Annotated in this window: 15 protein-coding genes; 5 read left to right on the top strand and 10 right to left on the bottom strand. The window is 69.2% G+C overall.

The genetic code is table 11. The features are described 5' to 3' along the window. From FVE25_RS24035 to FVE25_RS24020, 4 genes are all read right to left on the bottom strand, one after another. Complete coding sequence (locus FVE25_RS24035) at positions 1-384, bottom strand: YbaB/EbfC family nucleoid-associated protein (RefSeq protein WP_157249297.1); 384 nt, start codon at positions 382-384, stop codon at positions 1-3. After that, positions 381-1238, bottom strand: coding sequence for a hypothetical protein (locus FVE25_RS24030; RefSeq protein ID WP_157249296.1), 858 nt, complete (start codon positions 1236-1238; stop codon positions 381-383). The genes FVE25_RS24035 and FVE25_RS24030 overlap by 4 nt, the downstream gene beginning before the upstream one ends. 7 nt (positions 1239-1245) lie before the next feature. Then, a complete protein-coding gene (locus FVE25_RS24025; protein ID WP_157249295.1) occupies positions 1246-1503 on the bottom strand; it encodes a hypothetical protein in 258 nt (85 codons plus the stop codon). 332 nt (positions 1504-1835) lie between these two features. Continuing rightward, the gene (locus FVE25_RS24020; RefSeq protein WP_157249294.1) at positions 1836-2384 is read right to left on the bottom strand and encodes a GNAT family N-acetyltransferase; all 549 of its coding nucleotides are present in this window, start codon (positions 2382-2384) and stop codon (positions 1836-1838) included. 148 nt (positions 2385-2532) lie between these two features. Between FVE25_RS24020 and FVE25_RS24015 the strand changes: the two genes are divergently transcribed. Then, entirely contained in the window at positions 2533-3318 is a 786-nt protein-coding gene (locus FVE25_RS24015) for a hypothetical protein (protein ID WP_157249293.1), read from the top strand. 16 nt (positions 3319-3334) lie between these two features. On the opposite strand, the gene FVE25_RS24010 is transcribed toward FVE25_RS24015, so the two are convergent. From FVE25_RS24010 to FVE25_RS24000, 3 genes are all read right to left on the bottom strand, one after another. Beyond that, positions 3335-4558, bottom strand: coding sequence for a serine hydrolase domain-containing protein (locus FVE25_RS24010; RefSeq protein WP_157249292.1), 1224 nt, complete (start codon positions 4556-4558; stop codon positions 3335-3337). A gap of 93 nt (positions 4559-4651) precedes the next feature. Further along, the gene (locus tag FVE25_RS24005) at positions 4652-5347 is read right to left on the bottom strand and encodes a TetR/AcrR family transcriptional regulator (protein ID WP_157249291.1); all 696 of its coding nucleotides are present in this window, start codon (positions 5345-5347) and stop codon (positions 4652-4654) included. Between the two features lie 60 nt (positions 5348-5407). Next, on the bottom strand, positions 5408-5791 hold the full coding sequence (locus FVE25_RS24000) for a VOC family protein (protein WP_157249290.1): 384 nt from the start codon (positions 5789-5791) through the stop codon (positions 5408-5410). A 148-nt stretch (positions 5792-5939) separates the two neighbouring features. On the opposite strand from FVE25_RS24000, the gene FVE25_RS23995 reads away from it, so the two are divergent. The 3 genes from FVE25_RS23995 to FVE25_RS23985 all read left to right on the top strand — a co-directional run bounded on the left by FVE25_RS23995 (position 5940) and on the right by FVE25_RS23985 (position 9034). Further along, on the top strand, positions 5940-6332 hold the full coding sequence (locus FVE25_RS23995) for a hypothetical protein (protein ID WP_157249289.1): 393 nt from the start codon (positions 5940-5942) through the stop codon (positions 6330-6332). Between the two features lie 368 nt (positions 6333-6700). Next, complete coding sequence (locus FVE25_RS23990) at positions 6701-7954, top strand: SGNH/GDSL hydrolase family protein (protein WP_157249288.1); 1254 nt, start codon at positions 6701-6703, stop codon at positions 7952-7954. A gap of 195 nt (positions 7955-8149) precedes the next feature. Further along, entirely contained in the window at positions 8150-9034 is an 885-nt protein-coding gene (locus tag FVE25_RS23985; protein ID WP_157249287.1) for an NBR1-Ig-like domain-containing protein, read from the top strand. Positions 9035-9069: 35 nt separating this feature from the next. Here FVE25_RS23985 and FVE25_RS23980 read toward each other — a convergent pair whose 3' ends face one another. From FVE25_RS23980 to FVE25_RS23970, 3 genes are read right to left on the bottom strand one after another with little or no spacing between them, the layout of a single operon-like run. Next, positions 9070-9996 (bottom strand): SpoIID/LytB domain-containing protein, encoded by a 927-nt coding sequence (locus FVE25_RS23980; protein ID WP_157249286.1) that lies wholly within the window; start codon positions 9994-9996, stop codon positions 9070-9072. 23 nt (positions 9997-10019) lie between these two features. Then, positions 10020-10913 carry a peptidoglycan DD-metalloendopeptidase family protein gene (locus FVE25_RS23975; protein ID WP_157249285.1) on the bottom strand — a complete coding sequence of 298 codons (894 nt, stop codon included), beginning with the start codon at positions 10911-10913 and terminating at the stop codon, positions 10020-10022. A 29-nt stretch (positions 10914-10942) separates the two neighbouring features. Further along, complete coding sequence (locus tag FVE25_RS23970) at positions 10943-11758, bottom strand: peptidoglycan-binding protein (protein WP_157249284.1); 816 nt, start codon at positions 11756-11758, stop codon at positions 10943-10945. Between the two features lie 281 nt (positions 11759-12039). Between FVE25_RS23970 and FVE25_RS23965 the strand changes: the two genes are divergently transcribed. Next, entirely contained in the window at positions 12040-13173 is a 1134-nt protein-coding gene (locus tag FVE25_RS23965) for an LLM class flavin-dependent oxidoreductase (RefSeq protein WP_157249283.1), read from the top strand. Positions 13174-13177 lie beyond the last annotated feature (4 nt).

Below are 13177 nucleotides of genomic sequence, written 5' to 3'. Positions count from 1 at the left end.
TCACTCCCCTCTCAGGACGTTGTCGACATACGGCGCGAGGGGGTCGGCGCCCGGATCGTCCGTGGCGAGGGCCAGGCCGGCGGTGAGTTCGGTGAGCCGGTCGCCGATGGCCAGCTTGGCGGCGGTGATCGCCTCCTGGACGGCCTGCGACAGGGCAAGGTGATCGAGGTCCCGATATTTCCGGGTATCGATGGTCAAGGACTGCAACCGGCCGGCGCCGGAGACCCGGGCGCGGACGATCTCGCCGGGGTCGGTGCCCTCGAGACTGGAGTCGGCCAGTTCCGCCAGGGCCTGGTTGAGGGTGCCGGTCCAGCCGTCCAGCTCGCGGATCAGGCCGTCGAGGTCGCCGATCCGGCCCTGGCCGAAGGCTTCGGCCTCCTTCATGAGGTCTCCTTGGTGAAGGGGATCCAGTTCTGGGAGACGAGGGCGGGGTCTTCGATGGACGGCGTGAGGTTGAGGCTTCGGGGACCCAGGTCGGGGTTGCCCGATTTGTAGAAGGCGCCTCTGAGCTCGTTCAGCTTGAGTTCGATGGTGTTGAGGTCGCCTTCGTAGGTGTAGTAGACGTCGGCGAACTGCTTGACGAGGTTGCCCAGGGCGCTCATGAAGATGCCGGCCTGGGTCATGAGGGCGACCCTGCCAACGGGGTGAAAGCTCGCCGAGGCCAGCGTGCGCAGGATCGGAGCCGAGGTCGCGTACAGCCCGAAAACCGACAGGTCGTACTCCCCCACCTCCTTGAACTGCCGGTGCATGGTGCCGCTCATCTCGCCGGTCATCTTGCCGAGTTCGCTGTAGAGGCCGTTGATGTTGAAGCGGACGTACTGCTGAAGGGTCTCGACGGCCTGCCCCTTCCAGTTGGGCGAGATGACGTCGAAGTAGGAGCGCCACAGGTCGGCTCTGTTGCCCGAGAGCAGGCTGCCCATGTCCTTCCACTGCTCGCGGCGGTCGTAGAAGAGGAAGGGGTTGCCGAGGTTGAGGGTCGCCGCCACGTCGAGCGCGAGCGCGGCCACCCCGAGGCCGGACATGGCCATGGCGGTTCTGTTGTTCTGCCGCAGGGGGTTGAGGTTGGTGATGAGCCGTTTGAACCACCCCGGGTCGGTCCGTACGGCGGGCGTCGGCGGCGGCGTGGCGGGCTTGGGCGGTACGGCGGGCTTGGCGGGCACGTTGACGCTACCGGTGACCCTGCCGTGGGAGTCGGCCAGGAAGAACTTGCCGGAGCCGGGCTGGCTGGGAGTGGTCATCGCCGCGTCACTTCGCCGACTTGACGGTCGAGGCCTGGTCGGCGGCGGCGTAGATGTCGGCGGCCCGGTGCATCTTGCCGCTGTCCTCGGTGAGCGTCCTGCCCAGGATGCCGGCGCTGTCCTTCCAGATGCTGGAAATGTTGTTGAACCTGCCGACGAAGGCCAGCCCGATGATGGGGACCCCGGCCAGCGGCACGAGGTTCCAGCCTTCGAACACCGGGGTGTGCTCCTTGAGCGTGTTCACACCACGGGCCGAGCCATCCATAGTGCCAGCAAATTCCCTGATATATACGGTATGGGCGTCATAACCGGGCCCACCAGGAGGATCAGGCATCCGCGCCGGCGACGCCTGATAGGCAACCGGCTGCGCGGAAGACGCGGCAAGCACAGAAGGCGGAAGACACGAGGGCGGCGGGCACGGAGGCGTGTGCGGGCAAGGGCTGAGCATGGCCGAACGGGATGCGGATTCGGGCGACATGCGGAGTTCTTACCATGATGATCGATGAGTGGTTTGTGCACTTACCAGGTAGAAACACAGCATTCACCCTGGCTTCACATCACCGCTACGCATCTGAGTAATTTCGCCACCGGTTGGGGCTAGTCAAGGTCCGCCAAGAGCTTGGAATAGACGTACATGTCCCGCCGCTCCCCACCGATCTCCTGCCAGCTCCGCAGCAGCCCCTCACGGACGAACCCCGCCCGCTCCGCCGCCTTCCACGAAGCCGTGTTCCACGGTTCCACGTGCAGCTCCAGCCGAGGAATCGCCAGCTCGCCAAGCCCCCAGCGGGAAACCGCCCGCAACGCCGTACCCGCGACACCCCGCCCCCTGACCGGCCCCGCGACCCAGTACCCGACGCTCGCCCGCCCGTACTCCTTGGGCCACAGCCCGATCTGCCCCAAGGCCCGATCGTCACCGGCGTCCGCGATCGCGAACGAATAGCCGAGCCCGTCGGCATTCCGCTGCCACTGCTGCCGGATGAACGCGACACCCTCGGCATCCGAGTACGTCGTCGGCACGCTGGTGATCAGCGGAATGTAGGCATCCCCAGCCGCCTCCTCCACCACCCGGATGTCATCCAGCCGCCACGGCCGCAGCCGTACCCCGTCTCCGGCCGAAAGCACCGGAACCTTCCCCACATCGCCCATGAGCGCATAATGCCAGCGACTACCCTGACCCGGTGACGTGGCACGGGATAGCGCCGGGGCCGCTTCCACAGCCTTCCGAACACCGAGACCAGACGCCTCCTCGAACCGTGCACGCCGACTGAGTGATGGGACAGGCATGCGGGTGGCGATGTCCAGCGTGGCAGCGGGACGACCCGGCCGCGCGAATGAGGATTTCGGCGGCGCCGTACCCACAGCGGCGGTCCTGATCGACGGTGCCGGCATCCCCGGCGGCGAGGCGACGTGCAGGCACGGCGTGGCCTGGTACGCCAACCGCCTGGGCGGCGGACTGCTGAGCCTGCTGTCACGCGAACGCGACCACAGCCTCCCCGCACTTCTCGCCCGGGCCGTCGAACTGGTGACGGACGATCACCGGGACACCTGCGACGTCGCCTCTCCCCTCAGCCCGTCGGCGGCCGTGGCCCTCCTGCGCCTGTCCGGTGGCCGGGCCGACCACCTGGTGCTCGGCGACGCGACCGTCCTGCTGGACAGGACGGCCGGCCCGCCGCTGGCCGTCACCGACCCGCGGGAGGTGGTCATCAGCCGTTCGTACCTGCCGGCGCTCGAGGCCGCCGCCGGTGACGCCGATGCGTACCGGCGCATCCTCGGCGACCTGCGCGCCAACCGCAACCGGCCCGGCGGCTTCTGGGTGGCCAAGGACGACCCGCGAGCGGCGGAGGAGGCGATCACCGGAACCTGTCCCGTCGCCGACCTGACCGGCGCCGCCCTGCTCAGCAACGGCGCCAGCCGCATCGTGGACCGCTTCCAGCTCACCGGCTGGCCGGGTGTCCTGGCCATCCTGTCGTCGCACGGACCCGCCGACGTCATCCATCGCGTACGGCGGGCGGAAGCGCGGCACGCGGTGGCGGCCGACGATGCCACGATCGTCCATTGCACCGGCCTCGGCGACGCCTGACGCCCAGCCGCTTCATTCAGCGGCAGAATTCCGTCTTGAGGAGGTTGTCCAGCGCCTTCGGGAACTCCTTGGCCACGTCGGCTTCGGCGTCCCCGCTGGTGATGGAGGCGGTCAGGGTCTTCTTGCCGTCGGGGGTGCTGTACATCAGCGCCGCGTAGCCGTTGTTGCTGCCGTTGTGGTTGTAGACGGTGCCGCCGCAGCCCAGCCGCTCGTTCAGGTTCTGGATCCAGGTCCCGAGGCCGTAGCGGCCGTAGAGGGCGGCGCTCTCGGGATGGGGTTCGCGCATCTCGGCCAGCAGGTCGGCCGAGACGAGCTTGCCGCCGTTGAGCGCGGAGAAGAACGTCTGCAGATCCTCGGTGGTCGAGATCATGTCGCCGGCGGCGGAGATCCAGGTGGGGTTCTGGCGGGTGACGTCGATCACCTTCCACTGGCCGGGCGCGTCCTCATACCGGTAGTAGGCGTGGGCGTACGGCCCGCGGATGTCGGTCCGGGCGCCCGGCAGCTCGGTGCCCGTCAGCTTGAGCGGCCGCAGGATCCGCTGCTTCATCGCCCTTTCGTAGGAGCCGGTGACCTTCTTGATCAGCAGCTTGGCCACCACGTAGTTCGTGTTGGAGTAGCTCCAGCGCTTCCCCGGCCCGAACTTCGGCCCCTTGGCCAGCGACAGCCGTACCAGCTCTTCGTCGGTGTAGGTGTGGAAGCGCTTGGCCACCCACTCCTTGCCCTGCCAGGGGATCCCTTGGACGGGCTTGCCCTCGGCGTCGACGTCGTAGGTGTAGTCGATCAGTCCGCTGGTGTGCTGCAGCAGCATCCGGACGGTGATCTCCGGGTCCAGCTTGAACTGGGGAAGGTAGCCGGCCACCGGGGCGTCCAGTTCGAGCACGCTGGCGTCCACCAGCTGGAGCACCAGGGTCGCGACGAAGTTCTTGGTGGTGCTGCCGATCCGGAACCGGCCGTTCGTCGGCGGCTTGGCGCTCGCGCCCAGCTTGCGCACCCCGGCGCTGCCCGCCCACTCGCCCCGCTCGTCGGTCACGCGAATCTGCATCCCGGCGGCCAGGCCGGAATCGACGAACGCCTGGATGGCCTTCTGCAGCTCCGGGCGATCCTGCCCGGCGGAGGCCGGCCTGCTGTCCGCGGCGGCCGCCCCCGCTGTGGCCGTCCCGGCCAGCAGGGCTGCCGTACCTCCCAATCGCCGGAAGACTCGCCTGCCCTTGAGCGTGATCGTGTTCGGTGATGCGTTCATGGCGACCACGGTCGCCGACCATCCTGACACCGTGCCGTTGCCGTACTGACACGGCCGCTGACACGGGACGGTCGGCGCAGGTGAAGACCGGGTTCAGGAGGCGCGCGCGTTGATGCGGGCGGCCAGGCCGTCCAGCACGCAGGCCAGTCCGAACGCGCGCCCGCTGTCGGCAGGCGCGTCCTTGGCGTCGGCCAGCGCGTCGACCAGGGAGGGGAAGCGGCTGGCGTGGCGGTCCAGCAATTGGGCGAGGGCCGGGCTGGCCCCGCGGTCCTCGGCCCACGGCTGGGTGCCTGCGGTCGCCAGCGACTGGGTGTTGCGCAGGTGGCCGAAGAGCAGCAGCGCCGCGTCCAGGCGTTCGCCTCCGGTGAGTCCGGTGCCCGCCAGCGCCCCCACGGCCGCCTCGGACCAGCCGATCTCGCGTGGCCCCATCATCCGGTCGCCCATCGTCACCCAGGGCAGCCACGGGTGCCGGGCCCACACCTCGGCCACGAGCCGGGCGAGCTCCTCCAGCTTGGGCCGCCAGCCCTGGACGGCCGACAGATCGGGCGGGTCGCCCACCGCTCGCTCGATCATGACGGCGACCAGGTCGGATTTGCTGGAGACGTACCGGTAGAGCGACATCTTGGTGAAGCCCAGATCGCCGGCCACCCGTTGCATGGAGACCGCGTCGATGCCGTCGGCGTCGGCGATGGCGATGGCCGCCGTGGCGATCGTGGGCAGGCTGAGCGACGGCCGGGTGGGCGGTGGCTGCTCCCAGAGCAGATTCTCGATCTTGCTTCCGGCCGCCATGCGCTCCTCCTCAAGTCGGGATGCTGTGTCTCGAGGATACTCCTGCTTACCACAGACACCTCAGCCCATGTGAAGGACGCTCCAGAGGTGCCCGTCCAAGTCCCGGAAGCTGCGGCTGTACATGAACTCGTTGTCCTCCGGCTCGCCCTGCAGGGTGCCGCCGTTGGCCACGACGATGCCGATCAGCTCGTCTACCCGGGTGCGCCCGCCCTCCACCTGCAGCGCGAGGGCGACTTCGTTGACCGCCGCGGTGTCCGGGATCCGGGTGCCGGTGATGGAGGTGAAGAACGGCTCGGTGACCAGCAGCAGCGAGGCGCCGGGGCCGAGGTGCAGGCATCCGGCCTCGTCGCTGGTGAGCTGCTCGTCGACGGTGTAGCCGAGCTTCTCGAAGAAGCCGAGGCTGGCCGGGAGGTTCTTGACGTGCAGGTTGACGAAGAGCGACATGAGTGTCTCCTGTATCAGTAGGACATCCGGTGGATACTCTGTGTCCGCCGGACACAGGCACTTACCTTAGACACCATGAACGGTTTTGTCACCCCCCGCTGCTACAGATAACGCCATCACCCGAAATTTCACGAGAACAGGGCGCTCGATGGCATCTGTAGTGTTCCGCGATGAAACGGCCACCGGCCGGGCGCTGACCGAGTTCTCCCTGCCCGGCCTCCCGGAGCGGATCTCGGCCCGGGACCTGGTACGGCTGCGCGTCCGCGAAGAGGTGGCCCGCCACAACGCCGCCCCGTCCCTCCACTTCCGCGGCCTGATCAGACCCACCGACGCCGAGGCCGAACTGAACGGCTACCGCATGCGCACCGCCCGCAAGCTGAACTGGGAAAAGCACGCCGACGCCGCCGAAGCCGCCTTCACCCGCAACGGCTTCCTGCTCCTGGTCGGCGACCGCCAGATCGAGGACCTGGACACCGAGATCGACCTGACCGCCGACCCGGTGGTGTCCTTCGTCAGGCTCGTCCCCCTGGCCGGAGGCTGACCCGGCCAGTTCCTCGTCTGCGAATCGCAGACCCGCGATCCCGTCTACCCACGAGAACCTCGGCCGGGGCGGCCCCCCGGTTCCGCGCGGCGGCCATCCCCGGCGAGCGTGCCATGGACGCCGCCGGCACCGTGCCGGCCTCTTCCGCACCGCTCAGCATCTCGGGCACCGACCACGCCCTCGCAGTGGGATGAACCGATGCGCGGCCTCGTGAGGTTTGGCGGGGTCGGCAGACCGGAACTGCCTGACGGTTTCCCGCACCACCACTCTCGCCCCGTGCCCCTCGAAGATGTTGACGCCGTAGATGCGGCATGTTGTGATCCACACATGCGCTATTTCGTACTGATTTAGTAGGAAATGAGGCGGTTATGAGGTTATTACCGCGCGCCGCCGCGGTTGTCGTGCTTCTGGTGAGCGCGGCGGGGATCCACGTCCTGATGGGCGGACCAGCGCAGGCAGCTCTGCCCACCGCCGCCGTCGCCCTCGGCGACAGCTTCGTCAGCGGAGAGGGCGCGGGGAACTACCAGCCCGTCGTCGACGCCTCCGGTACGGCGCAGGGCTTCCCCGGCTGGGCGGCGGCCAACAGCAACGCCTACTTCTGCCACCGGTCGGCGAACGCCTCGGTGTTCACGGCGGCGCTCCCGGGTATCCAGCAGCGCTTCAACCTCGCGTGCTCCGGCGGCCAGCCGGGCGACATCGCCACCCCCTCAAGCGCCCGGCCCGAGGGCCGCTCCGTCGCCTCGCAACTCGATCAGCTGCGCGCCGTCGCCCAGACGCACGATATCGACGTCGTCCTCGTCGGCCTCGGCTCCAACAACACCCAGTTCACCTTCGGCGACGTGGCCACGCTGTGCGCCAACCGCTTCATCGCCGACGCCTGGACAGGCTGGTGGGAGTTCTGGGCCTATCTGAAGGGCCCGGTGCCGCAGAGGCCCTGCTCCGCCTCGGACCTGGCCACCGACGCCGAGGTGGCCGCTGCCACTGCCGAGACCACCGCAGCTCTGCGCCAGATCCTCGACACCCTCGCCCAGGTCGACGCCGACGGCACTCACCAGGTGATTCTGCAGACCTACACCAACCCGCTGCCCCCCGACGTCGCCTCGCGCTACCACGACGAGGACAACCGCACCGACACCCGCGACAAGTTCCGCGCCCTCGGCGCCGAGCGCTACGCCGCCGGATGCCCGATCCATCGCGCGAGCCTCGGACCCGGGCACGTGTTCTCCCAGAACCTCGGCTCCCTGGTCAAGAACGCGCACAGCACGCTGGCGGCCGAACGCCCGGCGGCCGACCTGCGCGTACTGGACGTCCAGCGGGCTTTCGACGGGGCCAGGCTCTGCGAGACCCCCGACAGCCCGGCGAACGCGCTCGCGACACCGGTCCGCGTACAGGACGGCCCGTCCGGCACGTTCATCACCAGTCTGTCCGGCTGGGACAAGATCGATATCCAGCGCGCGGCGAACACATGCGTCACCTACTTCCAGACCTGCCAGGAGTCGTGGCACCCCAACGCCGCCGGCCACGCGGTCCTCGGCCAGTGCCTGACCGGCGCCTCCACCGCGGCGCCCCGCGCGAGCGTCACGTGCGCCCGTAACGCGGACGGCACGCTCACCGTCTCCTGACGTCTCCCCGGCCTCGCGTCCGGCCTCCCGGAGCCGGACGCGACGCGAGCAGGAAGGCACGCCTTCCAGGGGTAGCCGAGCAGATCGAACCCTGAGGCAAGGCCGGCTGCCGCTAGATCGCGCGGCTCGGCTGCCCTCGATGACGAGGCACGGGTTCCGGTTGAGCGCGGACCATGGTGCTGTTAGCTTCACACGGTGGACGACAATCGTGCACGTATCGCGGCCATCGAGGACTTCGCCGCTGCCCTGCGTCAACTACGCGGTGAAGCCGGAAACCCGTCCTTCCGCGAAATGTCGGGCCGGTCGAAGGCGATCTCGCACACGACGTTGCACGAGGCGGCGAAGGGCAACCGGCTGCCGAGTTGGGAAACCACCGTCGAGTTCGTCAAGGCGTGCGGGGGTGACCCGGCCGCGTACCGCGAACGCTGGGAGAGTGCCAGCCGGGCGGTCCGTTCGGCGGACCGCCCTGTCGAGGAGCCTCCCCCGGTCGAGGAGCCTGCCCCGGTCGAGGACGCCGCCCCGGCCGCCCGCGGCAGGCGGCCGGTCCTCGTCGCGGCGGCACTGGCCCTGGTCGCGGGCGCCGCCGTCCTCGTCGCGGTCCTCACCGACCGCGGCACCGGCCCCGCCCAGACGTCGTCCGGCCTCTCGCCCGGCGCCGCCGCGCCCACCCCCGTCGTCTGTCCGGTACGGCCCAGCAACCCGCCCTCGGCGCCGCCCTTACGCAAGGGTGACGCCACCGAGTTCGTCGAGGACGTCACCCTGAGCGACTGCACCCACGTCGGCCCCGGCCAGACCATGACCAAGGTCTGGCGGATCAAGAACGCCGGTGCGCTGCCCTGGAAGGGGTACAAACTGCGCCGCCTCGACCTCCCGCAACACCCCGACCAGTGCCGGACCGCCGAGGACGTGCCCATCGCCGACACCGGGCCCGGCGAACTGGTCGACATCCGCACCGACGTCACCACGCCCGGCAAGCCCGGCCTGTGCTACGTGCGCTTCAAGATGGTGGACGCCTCCGGAGCGGTCCTGTTCCCCGGGAGCCGACCCATCAACTTCCAGATCATCGTCAACGCATGGTGACGCCCGCCGTGCGTGGCACGGCGGGCCATCCCCTTCTACTGGAGAACGACGCCCTTGTAATAGCGCGCGAGGATCTCCCGGTAGGTACGCCCCTGGTTGGCCATGTCGCGTGAGCCCATCTGCGACATCCAGGCGCCGTCCCGCCAGTGACCGCATTCCGTGTGCGTCCGGCAGTACTGGGCGTTGAAGATCCTTCCGCCGCGCGTGAGGCGATCGCCCCACGTCGCGTCGACCGCGGCGTTCGTGCTCGCCCTGGCCGAGCCCGGCCTGTAGACCTGGCTGTTGGTGTTGTCCTCAACGTCGTAGCACATGCCGTTCTTCTTCTTGTTGGAGTGCAGCGCCCAGTACCAGCCGAAGTTCTTGGCGGCCACCGCCCCCGCCCTGAGCGACTCCTCCGGCCAGTGCGCCATCCACTCGTTGGGCAGGACGTTCTTGACGTAGTCCTTGAATCCCACCCGCACCACCTCGTTCCTGGCGCGCAGGTACACCAGGATCGTCGTGGGCATCCGGGTGTCGGTGCCGTCGGTCTTGCAGCCCGTCGGCGTTCCCGTGCCCTGGAACCGGTGTGAGGCGTTCTGGTTCTTGAGCGCGGGTATCAGGTTGCCCTTGACCCCGGGGCCGAAGTCCTGGTGCGTACCGGCATGACCGCTGTTGTAGAACACCCGGACCACCTGCCGGCTCCGGTTCCACACCGACGCCGCCGCGTTCTTGACGCACGTGCCCTGACCCGCGCCCGGACCCTTGAAGTCGTAACACGACGGCTGCGTGCTCGCGTAGTTGCTGACCGACCCCGCGAAGTCCGACACCGACCCCTGATTGCCGCTGTTGAAGTAGTAACAGAACTCACCGTCGTCACAGACACCGTCCCGGCCACCCGCGACCGCCGGCGAAGCCGCCACCACCATCGCGCCCAGCGCCAGCACCACGCTCGCCCCGGCCAGGATCCTTCTGGACTTGCCCATGTTCGTCTCCGTTCTTCCGGGCTTCAGCGGACCTGGTAGCCCTGGGAGTTCCAGAACGAGGTGGGGTCCGGGTTCTCAAGGTTCCGGTCACCGATGCTCTTGGCCGCGCGCAGATGCCGTCCGGGCCGCATCTCGACGTGGGTGTGCGCCGACGAGGACTCGCCCACCCCGCGCCAGGACTCGGTCGCGATGATCTGACCGCGGCTCACCCGCTGGCCCGCCCGCAGCGACGGCGACGGACTCGAGTGCAGGTAGATCACCGTCTTGTTCGCCGCGGCGACGTAGATGGCGATCGTGGACAACCCGCCCGATCCGGTACGGCCACGCTGGACGTTGACGATCTCCCCGTCCACCAGCGAGCGCACCTCGGCGCCCAGCCGGCGAACCAGGTCGATGCCCTCGTGCCTGCTGCCCGGCCTGGTGGTGTAGCCGTCGAACGGGCAGCTGATCGAGCCGTGAGCGGCGTACAACGCGTACGACATCCGGCCGCGGGCGGGCGTGGCCCCCGGGTTGAACTCGTGTGAGGCGTTCTGGTTCTTGAGCGCGGGTATCAGGTTGCCCTTGACCCCGGGGCCGAAGTCCTGGTGCGTACCGGCATGACCGCTGTTGTAGAACACCCGGACCACCTGCCGGCTCCGGTTCCACACCGACGCCGCCGCGTTCTTGACGCACGTGCCCTGACCCGCGCCCGGACCCTTGAAGTCGTAACACGACGGCTGCGTGCTCGCGTAGTTGCTGACCGACCCCGCGAAGTCCGACACCGACCCCTGATTGCCGCTGTTGAAGTAGTAACAGAACTCACCGTCGTCACAGACACCGTCCCGGCCACCCGCGACCGCCGGCGAAGCCGCCACCACCATCGCGCCCAGCGCCAGCACCACGCTCGCCCCGGCCAAGATCCTTCTGGACATGCTCATGTTCGTCTCCTTTGGTGTGTTCGGAGGAGTCAGCGGCGCTGGTACTCCTCCCAGGTGCGGACGGTCACCTTCGGACCGTCGTCGGGCCCGCGCCCCGAGAGCCCGTCCCGGCCCAGGTAGTAGTCACCGACCTGGTTCTGGGCCGGCACGGACAGATCCGGATCGCTGATGGCGACGGCGTGGACGTGCCACGGCCAGTCGCCCTGCCGGGGACCACGCAGCCACGCGGCGAACCCCACGTGGCGCAACACCCGGACCAGCTCGGTACGGGTGGCGGCATCCATCCCCTTCACCGACACATCGACCACGCCGCCGCCGTCGTGTGTGCCCGCCGACGTGGGATCGCCCCCCGGGTTGTACGACCCCTGCTCCAGCACGAGCTCACGCCCCAGCGACCGCCGTGCCTCGGCCAGCATGTCTCTGGTCCGGCGGTTGACCACCCCGCCCGCGTACGACGTCCGCGCGCCCGCCTCGACGAGGCCGGTCACGCTGAACCGCCCCGCGCCCAGCCGCCGCAGCGACGCCTTACCGGGCAGGCCGTTGGCTGCCGCCCCCGTGAATCCCAGCGACCGCTGGAACCTCGTGTAGGCCGCCACCGTCGTGGTGCCGAAGTACCCGTCCACCCACCTGCCGTCCAGCAGCCCCTCGTCGCGCAACGCCCGCTCGACGAGCAACACGCCGGCCTTGGCGCCTGGCGTCAGGGTGGTGTCCGAGCGCCTCGGATCGATCTGCGCCGCCTTGACCGCGAGTTCCATGCTCACCGGCGGCGCCGTCGTGCCCGCCTCCGCCGGCGAGGCGACCGCGGCCGCCGTCATGAGGGCAGCGGCGAGTACGGACAGGTTCATGGCGAGCTCCCTGAGGCGGGGGTGGGGTGGCGCCTTCAAGGTCGCGGGATCGCCCGGGCGTCCGCAAGAAGATCGGTGTTGTCAGCCTGTTCGACGTGCGCGTTCGTACGCCTTACACCACTGACCACGGCTACCGGCACAGCCCGGACTGTGGATTCACACCGCGCCGTGATCCGCAGGCCCTCAGGACGATGACTTAAGCGCGATTTCTGGATAGCAGAATGTGATAGTCGCTGTGCAGAAATCGGATGCATTCTTGGACTCTCACCCCGGGAGGATAAGTGGCAACCGGAAAGCCGCGACTGAACGACGGCCTGATGCGCTTCGGCATCATGTGGCCGAATACCCCGTCCCAGAACGTGATGTCCCGCGTCGTGGCCGATCGCAACCCCGACGTCCTGGACCTCGACGTGCACATGGAGCTGGCGAGGACCTGCGAGCGCATCGGGCTCGACTTCGCCTTCTTCGCCGACAGCTACACCGTCAACGGCCCGGCCGGCGTCGCGGCCGGGCACGGCGAGCCGCGCCTGTACGCGCCGATCTGGGCGGTCGCGGTGATCGCGGCGACCCGGCGCCTCGGGGTCGTGACCACCCTGCACACCCGGTACCTGCCCGCACCGGTGATCGCCCGCCTGGGCGCCAACCTCGACGCCATGAGCAAGGGCCGCTGGGGCTGGAACATGGTGCCCGGGGTCAAGCCCGCCGAGGTGGCGTTGTTCGGCCTGGAGGGCGAACTGGCGCACGAGCGCCGCTACGACCAGGCCGGGCAGACACTCGGCGCGGTCAAGGCGCTGTGGTCCGCGGGCGCCGCCTCGATGGCCGGTCCCGCGCCGGTGCAGCGGCCCCACCCGGTGATTTTCAACCCTGGCGTGTCGCCCGCGGGCCTGGACCTGATCGCCACGGAGTGCGACTACGGCTTCTCCGCCGTGGTGGACGACCAGGCGGAGGTGCGCTCCGCCGTCGGCCGCCTGGCCGAGCGGGCCGCCACCGCCGGCCGGCCCGACGGCGAGGTGGCGCTGGTCGGCTCGATCGGTGTGGTCCTGGGCAGCAGCGCGGCCGAGGCCGAGGACAAGCGGGCGTGGTTCGAGGCCAACGTCGACCTGCCCGCCGCCGCCGGCTTCGCGGAGTTCTTCATGCGCAGCAGTCAGACCTACCAGGAGTTGTTCAAGGGGCAGGACACCGAGACCGTGGCCCGCAAGATCGGCTTCGGCGTGGGCAACACCGTGCTCGGCGGCACGGCCGAGCAGGTCGCCGAGCAGTTCATCGAGTTGTCCCGGGCGACGGGCATGCGCCACTTCCTGCTGCTGCCGTTCCTGTGGGCGCCGCCGGAGATCGAGGCGTACGGCGAGATCTTCGGTCATCTGCGCAAGGCCGGTGTGTGGCTGCCGCCCTCGGATCGGGGTTGGTCGTGGTGACCGC

The sequence above is a fragment of the Nonomuraea typhae genome (assembly GCF_009760925.1).
Taxonomy (GTDB): Bacteria; Actinomycetota; Actinomycetes; order Streptosporangiales; family Streptosporangiaceae; genus Nonomuraea; species Nonomuraea typhae.
This window is presented reverse-complemented; position numbering and strand designations above follow the sequence as displayed.